Annotated in this window: 11 protein-coding genes; 5 read left to right on the forward strand and 6 right to left on the reverse strand. The window is 73.0% G+C overall.

The genetic code is table 11. The features are described from left to right. The first annotated feature begins 5 nt into the window (after positions 1-5). Complete coding sequence (locus ACWEFJ_RS19645; RefSeq protein WP_449714597.1) at positions 6-1,292, forward strand: MFS transporter; 1,287 nt, start codon at positions 6-8, stop codon at positions 1,290-1,292. A 177-nt stretch (positions 1,293-1,469) separates the two neighbouring features. Beyond that, positions 1,470-3,788 (forward strand): accessory Sec system translocase SecA2, encoded by a 2,319-nt coding sequence (secA2, locus tag ACWEFJ_RS19650; protein ID WP_378094537.1) that lies wholly within the window; start codon positions 1,470-1,472, stop codon positions 3,786-3,788. 48 nt (positions 3,789-3,836) lie between these two features. Here secA2 and ACWEFJ_RS19655 read toward each other — a convergent pair whose 3' ends face one another. Then, positions 3,837-4,103, reverse strand: a complete 267-nt coding sequence (locus ACWEFJ_RS19655; protein ID WP_378094535.1) for a hypothetical protein — start codon at positions 4,101-4,103, stop codon at positions 3,837-3,839. Between the two features lie 406 nt (positions 4,104-4,509). Between ACWEFJ_RS19655 and ACWEFJ_RS19660 the strand changes: the two genes are divergently transcribed. Continuing rightward, positions 4,510-5,808 carry an alpha/beta hydrolase family protein gene (locus ACWEFJ_RS19660; protein ID WP_449714598.1) on the forward strand — a complete coding sequence of 433 codons (1,299 nt, stop codon included), beginning with the start codon at positions 4,510-4,512 and terminating at the stop codon, positions 5,806-5,808. Positions 5,809-5,862: 54 nt separating this feature from the next. Here the strand turns inward: ACWEFJ_RS19660 and ACWEFJ_RS19665 are convergent, their stop codons facing one another. Genes ACWEFJ_RS19665 through ACWEFJ_RS19675 form a run of 3 tightly spaced genes read right to left on the reverse strand, consistent with a single transcriptional unit; the run spans position 5,863 to position 9,862 of the window. After that, positions 5,863-7,713 carry a helix-turn-helix domain-containing protein gene (locus ACWEFJ_RS19665; RefSeq protein WP_449714599.1) on the reverse strand — a complete coding sequence of 617 codons (1,851 nt, stop codon included), beginning with the start codon at positions 7,711-7,713 and terminating at the stop codon, positions 5,863-5,865. Between the two features lie 4 nt (positions 7,714-7,717). Further along, positions 7,718-9,055, reverse strand: coding sequence for an MFS transporter (locus tag ACWEFJ_RS19670; RefSeq protein WP_378085399.1), 1,338 nt, complete (start codon positions 9,053-9,055; stop codon positions 7,718-7,720). A gap of 39 nt (positions 9,056-9,094) precedes the next feature. Continuing rightward, on the reverse strand, positions 9,095-9,862 hold the full coding sequence (locus tag ACWEFJ_RS19675) for a 3-hydroxybutyrate dehydrogenase (RefSeq protein WP_378085397.1): 768 nt from the start codon (positions 9,860-9,862) through the stop codon (positions 9,095-9,097). Between the two features lie 195 nt (positions 9,863-10,057). On the opposite strand from ACWEFJ_RS19675, the gene ACWEFJ_RS19680 reads away from it, so the two are divergent. Beyond that, positions 10,058-10,216 (forward strand): hypothetical protein, encoded by a 159-nt coding sequence (locus ACWEFJ_RS19680; RefSeq protein ID WP_378085395.1) that lies wholly within the window; start codon positions 10,058-10,060, stop codon positions 10,214-10,216. A gap of 6 nt (positions 10,217-10,222) precedes the next feature. Here the strand turns inward: ACWEFJ_RS19680 and ACWEFJ_RS19685 are convergent, their stop codons facing one another. After that, positions 10,223-10,738 (reverse strand): TetR/AcrR family transcriptional regulator C-terminal domain-containing protein, encoded by a 516-nt coding sequence (locus ACWEFJ_RS19685; RefSeq protein ID WP_378085393.1) that lies wholly within the window; start codon positions 10,736-10,738, stop codon positions 10,223-10,225. Positions 10,739-10,810: 72 nt separating this feature from the next. Here ACWEFJ_RS19685 and ACWEFJ_RS19690 point away from each other — a divergent pair, with 72 nt between their 5' ends. Then, on the forward strand, positions 10,811-11,368 hold the full coding sequence (locus ACWEFJ_RS19690) for an MFS transporter (protein WP_449714600.1): 558 nt from the start codon (positions 10,811-10,813) through the stop codon (positions 11,366-11,368). Between the two features lie 475 nt (positions 11,369-11,843). Here the strand turns inward: ACWEFJ_RS19690 and ACWEFJ_RS19695 are convergent, their stop codons facing one another. After that, positions 11,844-12,974 (reverse strand): LCP family protein, encoded by a 1,131-nt coding sequence (locus ACWEFJ_RS19695; RefSeq protein WP_378085389.1) that lies wholly within the window; start codon positions 12,972-12,974, stop codon positions 11,844-11,846. Positions 12,975-13,005 lie beyond the last annotated feature (31 nt).

Genomic DNA, 13,005 nt, shown 5'->3' on the forward strand with positions numbered 1-13,005 from the left:
CGCACATGGTCACGACCGCTCCCCCCGAGCGGCGCACGCTGCGCAGGCTCATGGCGGCCGGCCTCGTCGGCTCGTCGCTCGAGTGGTACGACTTCTTCATCTACGCGACCGCTGCGGCGCTGGTGTTCCCGAAGCTGTTCTTCCCGGGCGCCTCGCCGCTGATCGGGCTGCTGCTGTCGTTCAGCACGTTCTGGGCCGGGTTCATCGCCCGGCCGGTCGGCGGGCTGGTGTTCGGGCACGTCGGCGACCGGTTCGGCCGCAAGCCCGCGCTGGTCGCGTGCCTCGCGCTGATGGCGGGGGCGACGTTCCTGATCGGGCTGCTGCCGACCGGCGCCACGCTGGGCGTGCTCGCCCCGGTGCTGCTGGTGCTGCTGCGGTTCCTCCAGGGCATCGCGGTGGGCGGGCAGTGGGGCGGCGTCGTGCTGCTGCTGACCGAGACGGCGGGGCCGGGGCGGCGCGGGTTCGCCGGCACGTTCGGGCAGGCCGGCGTGCCGCTCGGGGTGATCCTGGGCAACGTCGCGTTCCTCGTCGTGGGCGCGGTGGCGCCGGCCGCCTCGTTCGCCGCGTGGGGGTGGCGGGTGCCGTTCCTGGCGAGCGCGCTGCTGTTCCCCGTGGTGCTGTTCATCCAGCTCAAGATCGAGGACAGCCCGGTGTTCCGGGAGATCCAGGCCCAACGTCCGTCCGGGCCGCCGCCCGCGCCGCTGAAGGAGGTGCTGCGCAGGCACCGGCGGCCGGTGGTGCTCGGCGCGGGGCTGATGTTCGCGTCCAACGCGGTGTTCTACGTCAGCATCGCGGGCGTGCTGGACTACGCGACCCGTGAGCTGGGGTTGGCGCGGAACTCCGTGCTGGTCGTGACGCTGGTGTCGTCGCTGCTCAGCGTGCCGGTGATCCTGCTGGCCGGCCGGTGGTCGGACCGGCACGGCAGGCGGCCGCCGATCGTGGCGGGCGCGGTGGCGATGGCCGTGTGGGCGTTCCCGTACTTCTGGCTGATCGACACCGGGTCGCTCGGGCTCGTGTTCGTCGCGCTGGCCGTGTCCGGGATCGCGTCGAGCCTGGTCTACGGGCCGGTGGCGGCGTACCTGGCGGAGCTGTTCGAGCCGCGGGTGCGCTACTCCGGCGCGTCCCTGGCGTACCAGTTGGCGTCGATCCTGGTCAGCGGCGGTTCGCCGGTCGTCATGACGGCGCTGCTGGCGGCGACCGGCACGTCGGCGTCGGTGTCGGCGTTCCTGCTGGTCATGGCGCTGGTGACGCTCGGGTCGGTGCTCGGGCTGCGGGAGACCCACCGGTCCTGACCGCGATCTCACGGGGGAAGGGGTATCCCCGATCGGGCACACCCCTTCCCCCACAGGGGGACCGACCGCGAACGAGGTGACGATGAGTAGCAACACCGGCCGAGGGCGTCGACCAGGAGTGAATTGTCAACCGGGTGACGTGCGGAACGTTGCGCGCTTGCCGTACGTTGCGGTGCCGTGACCACTCTCCTGGGACGGTTCAAGCAGCGGCTGCGCCGGTTCGCGCAGAAGCCCGGCTCCGCCGACCTCACGCCCTACCGGAAGCTGCTCGACGAGGTGAACGAGCAGGCCGAGCGCGTGGGGAAGCTCAGCGACGAGGAACTGACCGCCGCGGCGGCCGCACTGCGGGACAAAACGGACTTCGGCCGCGCCGAGCTGGTGGAGGTCTGCGCGCTCGGCCGCGAGGCCGCCGACCGCGCGCTCGGCCTGCGCCCGTTCGACGTGCAGATCCTCGGCGCGCTCGGCCTCCTGGAGGGCCACGTGGTCGAGATGGCCACCGGCGAGGGCAAGACGCTCTCCGGCGCCATCGCCGCGGCCGGCTTCGCGCTGCGCGGCGACCAGGTGCACGTGGTCTCGGTCAACGACTACCTCGCCCAGCGCGACGCCGAGTGGATGGGCCCGCTGTACGCGCTGCTGGGCGTGAGCGTGGGCTGGATCAACCAGAGCTCCAAGCCGGAGGAGCGCCGCGCCGCCTACCAGGCCGAGGTCATGTACGCGTCGGTCTCCGAGATCGGCTTCGACGTGCTGCGCGACCGGCTGGCCACCGACGAGGGCGACCTGATCGTGCCCGAGCCGCGCGTCGCCCTGGTCGACGAGGCGGACTCGGTGCTGGTGGACGAGGCCCGCGTGCCGCTGGTCCTGGCGGGCTCCACGGCCGGCCCGGCGGTCGACCCGGCCCTGGCCGACCTGGTCAAGCGGCTGCGCCGCGACCTGCACTTCGAGATCGACGACGAGGAGCGCAACGTCTACCTGACCGGCGCGGGCAGCGAGCTGGTCGAACGGGCGCTCGGCGGCATCGACCTGTACTCCGACGAGCACGTGTCCACCACGCTGAGCAAGGTCAACGTGGCGCTGCACGCCCAGGTGCTGCTGCACCGGGACGTGGACTACATCGTCCGCGACGGCAAGGTGCACCTGATCAACGACACCCGCGGCCGGATCGCGAAGCTCCAGCGCTGGCCCGACGGCCTGCAGGCGGCGGTCGAGGCCAAGGAGAACGTGGCCACCACGGACGCGGGCGAGGTGCTGGACTCGATCACCGTGCAGGCCCTGCTGAGCCGCTACCCGACGGTGTGCGGCATGACCGGCACGGCGGTGGCCGTGGCCGAGCAGCTGCGCGACTTCTACAAGCTCGAGGTCCTGGTCATCCCGCCGAACGTGGAGACCATCCGGGAGGACGAGGCGCCCCGGCTCTACACGACGCTGGAGCAGAAGGAAGCCGCGATCGTCGCCGAGATCGAGAAGGTGCACGAGACCGGCCGCCCGATCCTGGTCGGCACGCTGGACGTGGCCGAGTCCGAGCGCCTGTCCCGCAAGCTCGCCGAGGCGGGCCTGGAGTGCGTGGTGCTCAACGCGAAGAACGACGCCGAGGAGGCGGCGATCATCGCCGACGCGGGGTCGTTCGAGCGGATCACCGTGTCCACCCAGATGGCGGGCCGCGGCACGGACATCCGGCTCGGCGGGCACGAGTCGACCGACCACGAGCGCATCGCCGAGCTGGGCGGCCTCTACGTGATCGGCACCGGCCGGCACTCCAGCAGCAGGCTGGACGACCAGCTCCGCGGCCGGGCGGGCCGCCAGGGCGACCCCGGCGGCTCGGTGTTCTTCTCCTCGCTGCAGGACGACCTGGTCACGCAGTACGTGCCCGACCACGACGAGCCCGCCGAGGTGGACGAGGACGGCCGGATCACCGACTCCGGCACGCTGCACACCGTCGAGCACGCGCAGCGCGTGGCCGAGGGCGTGCACCTGGAGATCCACCGCAACACCTGGCGGTACAACAAGCTGATCGAGCACCAGCGCCAACTGCTGCTGGAGTACCGGGACAAGCTGCTGCGCACCGACCTCGCGTGGCGGGAGCTGTCCGAGCGCAAGCCGGACAAGGCGCACGAGCTCAAGGACCTGGACGAGCAGGTGAAGGTGAAGGCGGCCCGGCTGATCGCGCTGCACCACCTCGACCAGCGGTGGAGCGACCACCTGCAGTTCCTGACCGACCTGCGGGAGGGCATCCACCTGCGGGCGCTGGCGCGGCAGAACCCGCTGGACGAGTTCCACCGGGAGGCCATCCCGGCCTACCACAAGATCGTCCCGGACGCGTGGGACGAGGCCGAGGAGACCTTCGCCAAGGTGACGATCGACGCCGACGGCGCGCACCTGGCCGAGGCGGGCGTCAAGCGCCCGAACACCACCTGGACCTACCTGGTCAACGACAACCCGTTCTCGTCCGGCCTGGAGGAGACGTTCAAGGGGTTGGTGAAGCTCGTCCGGCGCCGCTAGCCGCGCCGGGTGCGCGGGCCGGGAGTCAGGCCCGGCCCGCGCACGCGGTCAGCGGAGGGGTGCGGAGACCTTCCGCTCGCCGACCGGCTCGGCCTGGCGGGGCAGCGCGGACGGTCTGGGCATCCGCTGCGCCACCGCCTGCTCGGTGAGCGCCCGGATCTCCGCCAGGATGTCCAAGTGCTGCTGGGACGGTGGCGGACCGACGAGGTTGGAGTGGTCGAACGCGGTGCGTTCGGCCCGGTGGGCCAGGTTCTGGATGCGCCGGATCAGGTCCCACTCCTGGTCAGTGCGCGTAGAGCGCCGTTGCTCAGTCACCCCGGAAGCAGACACCTCACGCCGGGTGAACGTAAATCACCTGGCAGTGCGAACTTCACTGGGTCGTTCCAGCTACCCCGGCCGAGGGCGTCGAAACGCACCGATCGTGCGACTCAAGGTCGCCACCGCCGGGCGAGACGCCACGCCGCGCACCCGCCGACCGGCCGTCACAGGGCCGTTCGGGCGGTCGTGACGGCGTCCCGTGCCGCGATCGCGCACCACGCGAAGTCACCCGACCCGGTGGTCGGGCCGGTGACCGTGCGGGGTGACTCGGTGCTGTACCGACCACCCCTGTGAGGGTCACTCGCAGGTGCGTCGCGGATGGGTTCACGCACCACATCCGCCCCGGTGGCCATGGCGACCGGAGCCATTCCGCGCCGCGCCCCGCGGTCCTACCGTGCCTCGGGTGAACATCGCCGTTCCGCTGATCGCAGCGCTCCTCGCGACGACGGCGCAGGCCGTTCCCGCGTCCGCCCACGGATGCGGTCCCCTGCGCGTTCCGGGTGCCGAGCACCAGGAACTGACCCACCTCGCCGACCTGTCCACCGCCGGCGGCCGCACCGACCCGGCCGACTGGGCCGGGCTGACCCCGGCGGGCCTGCCCGCGCCGACGCCCGTGGCGGGCACGCAGGTGGACGGCTACTTCCCCGACTCCTCGACCGGCAACACCAACCACGGCTGGGCGCACGACTCGCAGTTCGTGATCCGGCTGCCGGAGCGCTGGAACGGCGGCCTGGTCGTGACCGGCTCGCCGGGCGTGCGCGAGCAGTACGCCAACGACCGGGCGATCAGCGACTTCGTGCTGGCGCGCGGGTACGCGTTCGCGTCGACCGACAAGGGCAACACCGGCGCGGCGTTCCACCGCGACGGCACGCGGCCGGGCGACGCGATCGCCGAGTGGAACCACCGGGTCACCCAGCTCACCCGGGCGGCGAAGGCCGTGGTGGCGCAGCGGTACTGCCGGCCGCCGTCGCGCACGCTGGCCACCGGCATCTCCAACGGCGGCTACCTGGTGCGGTGGCAGCTGGAGAACCGGCCGGAGCTGTACGACGGCGGCGTGGACTGGGAGGGCACGCTGTGGACGGCGCGGGGCCCGAACCTGCTGACGTTCCTGCCGCCCGCGTTGAAGGGCTACGCCACCGGCGACAAGGCGGCGGTCGTGGCGGCCGGGTTCCCCGCCGAGTCGGAGTTCCTGTGGCCGTTCCACCACCAGTACTACTGGGACCTGACGCAGCGGATCTACCGCGAGGAGCTGGACCCGGCCTGGGACGGCGAACTGGAGGCGGGGACGCCGTTCTGCGCTCCCGGCACGCCGCTGTGCGACGCGGACTACGACTACGCGTCCCGGCCGGCGGCGCAGCGCGCGGTCGAGCGGATCGCGCTGACGGGGCGGATCGGCAAGCCGCTGCTCACCCTGCACGGCACGCTGGACGTGCTGCTGCCGATCACCCGCGACTCCGACGTGTACGCGGACATGGTGCGCCGGGCGGGCCGCGACGCCCTGTTCCGCTACTACCGCATCGAGGGGGGCACGCACGTGGACTCGCTGTACGACGCGTTCCCGGACCGCCTGCGCCCGCTGACGCCGTGCCACCGGTCGGCGTTCGCCGCGCTGGAGGGCTGGCTGTCGGGCGTCCGCCCGCCGGCCTCGACCACCGTGCCGCGGCCGGCGGCGGTGACCGCGACGGAGTGCGCGCTGGCGTGACCCGGCGACCCTGCCGCCCGGCGCCCACCGGGGGCGCGCCGGGCGGCGGGGTCGCTACTCGCCCATCACCTTCATCAGCCTGAGCGCGAGCTGGACCTCCAGCACCCGTTCCGGCGACAGCCAGTCCTCGCCCAGCAGGCTCGCCACCCGGTCCAGCCGCTGCACCACCGTGTTCACGTGCACGTGCAGCTCGTCCTTGGCGCGGCTGAGGTTCGCGCCGCACGCGAAGTACGCGGTGACCGTGCGGACCAGCTCGGTGCCCCGGCCGGCGTCGTAGTCGAGCAGCGGCCCGAGGGTGGCGCGCACGTAGCCCGCGATGTCCGTGCGGTCGCCCAGCAGCACGCCGACGAAACCGAGGTCGGCGAGCGTGCCGCCGGTGCCCACGCGGCCGAGTTGGACCAGCGCCCGCAGGCACCGCACGGCCTCGGCGTGCGCGGCGGCCACCGCCTCCGGGCCGTGCGCCGGGCCGCCCGACCCGACCGTCACGGGCAGGCCGACCGCCTTGCCGAGCACCCTCGCCGCGTCCCGCGCCGCGGCCGCCGGGTCCACGCCGGGCAGCACGAGCACCACGTGCTCGCCGTGGACGCCCGCCAGGCCGCGGCACGTCGAGGCGTGGTGCGCGGCGGCGGCCAGGAGCCGGTCGCGGGGGCCGTCCGCGACCAGCACCACGTGGTCGGCGGCCAGCTCGACGCCGACCCGGCGGGCGCGGGCGCGCAGCGCGACCGAGTCCACCGCGGACGTCAGCAGGTCGGTGATCAGCTCGCCGCGCACCTTGTTCTCCGCCTCGGCCACCGTGCGGCGCAGCAGGAGCAGCAGGGCCGTCACCACGCCCGCCCGCTCGAACAGCCTGCGGTCGGCGTCGCCGAGGTCCGGGCGGTCGGTGAGGGTGATGCTGCCCAGCAGCTCGCGGCCCGCCAGCACGGCGCACACCCACGTGCCGTCCTGCGGGACGGCGCGGCCGCTCGCCCGGGACGCGTTGACCGCCGTGCGGGGCGCGAGGGCGCGGGTCGTGCCGATGCGGGCCAGCTCCGCGCCGTCGCTGTCGTGCACCACGATCCCGCCGTCGAGCACCTTGGCCACGGCGGCGGCCACCTCGGGCACGTCCGCGCCGCGCAGCACCAGGTCGGTGAGCCGGTCGTGCGCCTCCTCGGCGCGGCGCATGGCCTCGTTGTGGGCGCGGATCGTCTCCCCCGCCGCCCGCGTCTCCTCCAGCAGGTGCGCGGTGTCCAGCGCGATCGCGGCGTGGTCGGCCAGCGACGACAGCAGCGCCACCTCGTCGGGCGGGAACTGGCGCGGCGACCGGTTGGCCGCGTAGAGCACGCCGATGACCCGGCGGTCCAGCTTGAGCGGCACGCCCAGGATCGCCACCAGCCCTTCGTCGCGCACCGCGGCGTCGATGGGGCCGGTGTGGTTGAACCGGTCGTCGGCGAAGTAGTCGGCGGTCACGTACGGCCGCGCGGTCTGCGCCACCAGCCCGCCCAGGCCCTCGCCCATGCCGAGCCGGACCTGCTGGAACAGCGCGGAGATCGAGCCGTCGGTGACCCTCATGTACGTGCCGCGCTCACCGGGGTCGTTCATGCTCAGGTAGGCGATGTCCGCGCCGAGCAGCAGCCGGGCGCGCCGCACGATGGACCGCAGCACCGCGTCCGGGTCGCGCACGCCGGCCAGGTCGTTCGCGGTGTCGAACAACGCCTCCAGCTCGGCTTCGCGGCGGCGGTGCGCGGTGAGCGTGCGGCGGATCCGCAGCGCCCACTCGGTGGCCCGCGCGACGCGGTCCAGCTCGTGGTCGGGCAGGCCCGCCGCGCGGGCCGCGGGGAGCACCGCCGCCAGCCGCTCGCTGCCCGCGTCCGCCGCGAGCAGGTCGAGCAGCTCCAGCAGGTGCTCCACCGCGTCCGCCTCGCTCATCCCCTCATGCTCGCACCGACGGCCGGCCAGCGTCGGCGCGGTTCAGCGAGCTGCCCTTCGTCTCCTTCGCCGCCACGACCGCGATCACCGTGAGCACGCACATCGCGAGCACGTAGAACACGACCGGGAGCGTGCTGTCGTACGCCTGGAGCAGCGCGGTCGCGATGAGCGGCGCCACCGCGCCCGCCGCGATCGACGCGAGCTGGTAGCCGATGGACGCGCCCGAGTAGCGCACCTTCGTGCCGAACAGCTCGGAGAAGAACGCCGCCTGCGGCCCGTACATCGCGCCGTGCAGCACGAGCCCGATCGTCACCGCCACCGTCATCGGGAAGAACGACTTCGTGTCGAGCAGCGCGAAGAACGCGAACATCCACAGGCCGATGCCGACCGTGCCGATCAGGTACGTGGTGCGCCGGCCGATCCGGTCCGACAGCGCGCCCCACAGCGGGATCGTCACCAGGTGCACGAACGACGCGATCAGCACCGCGTTCAACCCCGCCGACCGCGCCATGCCGAGTTCCGACGTGATGTAGACCAGGATGAACGCGGTGATCACGTAGTACGACACGTTCTCCGCCATGCGCGCGCCCATCGCGATCAGCACCTCGCGCCAGTGGTCGCGCACGACCGCCACGATCGGCGGCTTCTCCTCCAGCCTGCCGGCCTCGATCTTCGCCTGGGCCTCCAGGAACACCGGCGACTCGGACACGCTGAGCCGGATCCACAGCCCGATCAGGACGAGCACGCCGGACAGCAGGAACGGCACCCGCCAGCCCCACGACAGGAACGCCTCGTCGCTCTGCACCGCGGCCAGCACCGCCAGCACGGCGGTCGCCAGCAGGTTGCCCATCGGCACGCCCGCCTGCGGCCAGGACGCCCAGAACCCGCGCCGCTCCGCGCTGCCGTGCTCGGACACGATGAGCACCGCGCCGCCCCACTCGCCGCCCAGCGCGAAGCCCTGGACCAGCCGCAGCAGCGTCAGCAGCAGCGGCGCGGCCACGCCGATCGCCGCGTACGTGGGCAGCAGGCCCATCGCGAACGTCGCGCCGCCCATCAGCAGCAGGCTCAGCACGAGCAGCTTCTTGCGGCCGAGCTTGTCGCCGAAGTGGCCGAACACCAGGCCGCCGAGCGGTCGGGCCAGGAAGCCGATCGCGTACGTGGTGAACGCGAGCAGGGTGCCGGTGAGCGGGTCCGCCGTGGGGAAGAACAGCTTGTTGAACACCAGCGCGGCGGCGGACCCGTACAGGAAGAAGTCGTACCACTCGATCGTGGTTCCGATCAGGCTGGCCACGACGACCTTGGCGAAGGACGGTTTCGGCTGCGGAGGGGCGGCTTTCGTCATGTCGGTCACCACTTCGTTGGGGGATGGGGGAACGAGGGGCTACTGGGCGGTCCAGCCGCCGTCGATCGTGAACGACGAGCCGGTGACGTGACCGGAGTGCGCGCCGCACAGCCACAGCACGACGGAGGCCACCTCCTCCGGCTCGATGAGCTGCTTGATGGCGTGGCGGGTGAGCATCACGTCGGCGAGCACCCGATCGGGCCCGATGCCGTGCGCGCGGGCCTGGTCGGCGACCTGGTGCTCGACCAGCGGAGTCCGCACGTAGCCGGGGCTGACGCAGTTGCTGGTCACGCCGTGCGGCGCGCCCTCCAGCGCGACGACCTTGCTCAGCCCTTCCAGGCCGTGCTTGGCGGCGACGTAGGCGGACTTGAACGCGCTGGCCCGGGTGCCGTGCACGCTGGAGATGTTGACCACCCGGCCCCAGCCGCGCCGGTACATGTGCGGCAGCACGCGGCGGGCCAGCAGGAAGGGCGCGGTCACCATGACGCGTTGCAGCAGCGCGAACCGGTCCGGTGGGAACTCGTGCACCGGGGCGACGTGCTGGAGGCCGGCGTTGTTGACCAGGATGTCGATCTCGGCGGGCACGTCGCGGTCCGGGTCGTCGGCGGCGAGGTCCACGACGTGCGGGGTGCCGCCGATCGCGTCGGCGGCGGCGGTGACGGTGGTCTCGTCGCGGTCGAGCAGGTGGACCCGCGCTCCGGCGCGGGCCAGCGCGGCGGCGCACGCCCGTCCGATGCCGCTGCCGGCGCCGGTGACCAGGGCGGTGCGGCCGGCCAGGTCGTCGCTGTGACCAGGGACACTCGTCATGGCCGGAAACGCTAGGTGACCTGCGGTGCACCGCCCATGTGAGACAGGACCACAACCTCGGGTCGAGGCATGTGTTTAGCCGACAGTGAGCCGGGTAATGATCGGATAACCCAATACCGGGTGCAGTTGCCGTAGGGCCATGGGTACGCTGCTTTGGCCCGTTCGGGGGATGAACGACGTTTTGGGGGTTACCAAGTGTCACTCACACCGATCTACGACGACCTGCTGCGCGAGTTCGAGGGCATCCTCCTCGTCAGCGAGGCCGCCGAGGCCGTCGCGACGGGCACGGCCGAGGGCGGCGACGCGCCGCGGGCCGACGGGCCGACCCCCGACGTCGAGCCGGACCAGGGCTGACCGCCGTCACGGCGTCGGGGCCCTCCGCGCGGCGATGAGGGCCTCGACGCCGTCCAGCAGCAGGCGCAGGCCGAACTCGAACCGGTCCGCCGAGTACGGCGCGACCCCCGCCCGCACGGTCGCCGCCAACGCCGGGTAGGACTCGAAGTCCACCAGCTCGCCGAGCAGCGCGTTGCGCTCGCGGACCTCCCCGGGGCTCGGCTCGGCGGTGTCCACGGCCAGCTTGGCCTGCCCGCGCACGTAGGCGTCGACCGACTCGACGACCGCCATCTTCTCCGCCTCGGTCAGCCCGGTGCCGTCCAGCACCCGCAGCGCCGAGTCCATCCACCGCAGCAGGTTCGGCCCGGGCGCGGCCGCGTCCGCGACGAGCTGGAGCACCCACGGGTGCCTGCGGTAGCCGTCGTGGTCGTTGCGGGCCCACGCCTCCAGCTTGGCCCGCCAGTCGCCCGGCAGCGGGTCGTCGCCCTCGTACCGCGCCGAGCCCGGCCGCCGCCGCGCCCGCGCCGCCGACCACCCCCGCATCCGTCGCACCGCCGATCGTGTCCGCGGTCGCCACGTCCGCGCCGCCGATCGTGGGGCAAACGATTGCGGCCGATGTTGTTCGCCGTGGTGATGACCATGGCCGCCGAGGCGGCGGTGGGGTTGTTGCTGCTCCTGCACTTGCAACGCGGGTTCGGGCTGGAGCTGGACGAGGTGGCGTACGTGTTCCTGCCCGGCGCGATCGCGATGAGCGCCGCCGCCGAGTACCTGCACCGGTACGTGCTGCGGTTCGGCAGGCGGGTGGTGCTCACGGCCGCGTCGGTGGCGAGCGCCGGGTTCGCGATCGGCCTGGCGTGGGCCCCGAACCCGTACGTGATCGCGGGGTTGTGGGTGTTGTCCGGGTTGGCGTGGGCGGCGGTGATGCCGGTGCAGCAGGCGGTGATCGCGGAGGCGTCGGACGGGCAGGTCGGCCGCGGGATGGGCGTGTACGAGGCGGCGTGCCTGGTCGGGGCGCTGATCGGCAGCCTGGCGGCGGGTGCGCTGTACGACGGGGCGAACTGGTGGGTGGCGTGCCTGGTGGCGGCGGCGATGATCCTCGCGGGCGCGATCGTCGTGCCGCGCGCGGTGCGCCGGCTCGGGGTTCCCGACATCCCGGTCGCCAAGAGCGCGTGACGACGGATGGCCGCTGCCGCGGCACGCGGTGCGGGGCACGCGGTGCGGGGCACGCGGTGCGGGGCACGGGATGCGGTGCGGGGCACGGGATGCGGTGCGGGCCGTGGCTCGCGGGGCGGCCGTGGCACGCGGGCCGGAGGCGGTAGGTCGCGCACCGTTGGCTGCGGGCGGTTCGCTGCGAACGGGTGCGCGCCGGCTGCGGCGCGCAGACCGTAGACCGGGGGTGTCTGGGGTGTCTGGGGTGTCTGGCGACTGGCGGGTGTGTCGGCGGTCGGTGTGTCAGGCGGCAGGGGCACGCGGTGGGTCGGTCGCGGGCCTCGTTGTTTCTCCCGACGTTTCACGGCAATAATAACAGTGTCTTCTTTGGTCGCACACGGAAGATCACCCGATAGTGGACCAAGGGTCACCGCGATGCCGTGACGACGACGGGCCGCCGAGGATATCCCCGGCGGCCCGTCGCGTCACGCTTCAAGTGCTACTTCGGGGCCGGCAGGAGGTCGGCCGGCACCGGTTCGTCCTTCTCCAGCGCGCCGAACAGGCGCAGCGCGTTCTCCCGGTCCCACTGCACGACCGAGCCCGCGCCCGGCACGGTGGGCGTGCCGCCGACCGGCACGGTCACCGTGTCCACTCCCCCGCCCATGGCGAACGCCATGCCCGCCAGGTGGTGCAGGTGGTCGTCGGACGCGACCGAGATCGAGTCCGTGCCCGCGAACAGCAGCGGAAAGGCGCGGAACGGGTTGGCCAGGGTGCCGAAGCTCGTCGCCTTGTCCGTCAGCGCGGCCAGGAACTTGCGCTGGTTCTCGACCCGCTGGAGGTCGGCCGTGGCGAACGCCCTGGTGCGGACGAAGCCCAGCGCCTGCGCGCCGTCCAGCTCCTGGCAGCCCGGCTGGAGGTCCAGGCCCGCCAACGGGTCCTGCATCGGCTCCTCGATGCACATGTCCACGCCGCCGACCGCGTCCACGATCCCGGCGAACCCGCCGAAGCCGATCTCCATGTAGTGGTCGATGTGGATGCCGGTGGCCCCTTCGACCGTCTGCACGAGCAACGACGGCCCGCCGAACGCGAACGCCGCGTTGATCTTGTTCTTGCCGTTGCCGGGGATGTCCACGTAGGAGTCGCGCGGGACGCTGACCAAAGTGGACTTCCCGGAGCCCTCCGGGATGTGCAGCAGCATGATGGTGTCCGTGCGCCGACCGCCCGCGTCGCCGGTGGACAGGTCCTGCTTCTGCTCCTCGGTCAGGTCGTCGCGCGCGTCGGACCCGACGAGCAGCCAGTTGGTGCCCGGGGTGTCGGCGGGCCGGCCCTCGTAGTCGGCCAGCGCGTCGATCCGGCGCAGCGACCCGTCGACGTAGAACCACAGGCCGACGCCGAGCGCCAGCAGCAGCACCAGGACGACCCCGATGACCCGCCCGACCCGGGGCCTGCGGCGCCTGGCCGTCCGCGGACCGGCCTGCGCGTAGGCGGCGGTCGGTTGGGGGCGTCCGCCCCGCGGGTAGCCGTCCTGCCGGTACGGCTGCGGCGCGCCCTGCCTCGGTTGCCCGGCCCGCGGCCTGCCCTGCTGGTACCCGCCCTGCTGATACCCGCCTCGCTGGTATCCGGCGTTCATCACGCGACCCCGTCCGTGTGTCGGTCACTGC

The organism is Actinosynnema sp. NPDC004786 (genome assembly GCF_053601135.1).

Coding starts and splice junctions, on each gene's coding strand:
- ACWEFJ_RS19645 (WP_449714597.1), top strand. CDS start 6: ATGGTCACGACCGCTCCCCCCGAGCGGCGCACGCTGCGCAGGCTCATG.
- ACWEFJ_RS19665 (WP_449714599.1), bottom strand. CDS start 7,713: ATGAGCGAGGCGGACGCGGTGGAGCACCTGCTGGAGCTGCTCGACCTG.
- ACWEFJ_RS19670 (WP_378085399.1), bottom strand. CDS start 9,055: ATGACGAAAGCCGCCCCTCCGCAGCCGAAACCGTCCTTCGCCAAGGTC.
- ACWEFJ_RS19675 (WP_378085397.1), bottom strand. CDS start 9,862: ATGACGAGTGTCCCTGGTCACAGCGACGACCTGGCCGGCCGCACCGCC.
- ACWEFJ_RS19685 (WP_378085393.1), bottom strand. CDS start 10,738: ATGCGGGGGTGGTCGGCGGCGCGGGCGCGGCGGCGGCCGGGCTCGGCG.
- ACWEFJ_RS19690 (WP_449714600.1), top strand. CDS start 10,811: ATGTTGTTCGCCGTGGTGATGACCATGGCCGCCGAGGCGGCGGTGGGG.
- ACWEFJ_RS19695 (WP_378085389.1), bottom strand. CDS start 12,974: ATGAACGCCGGATACCAGCGAGGCGGGTATCAGCAGGGCGGGTACCAG.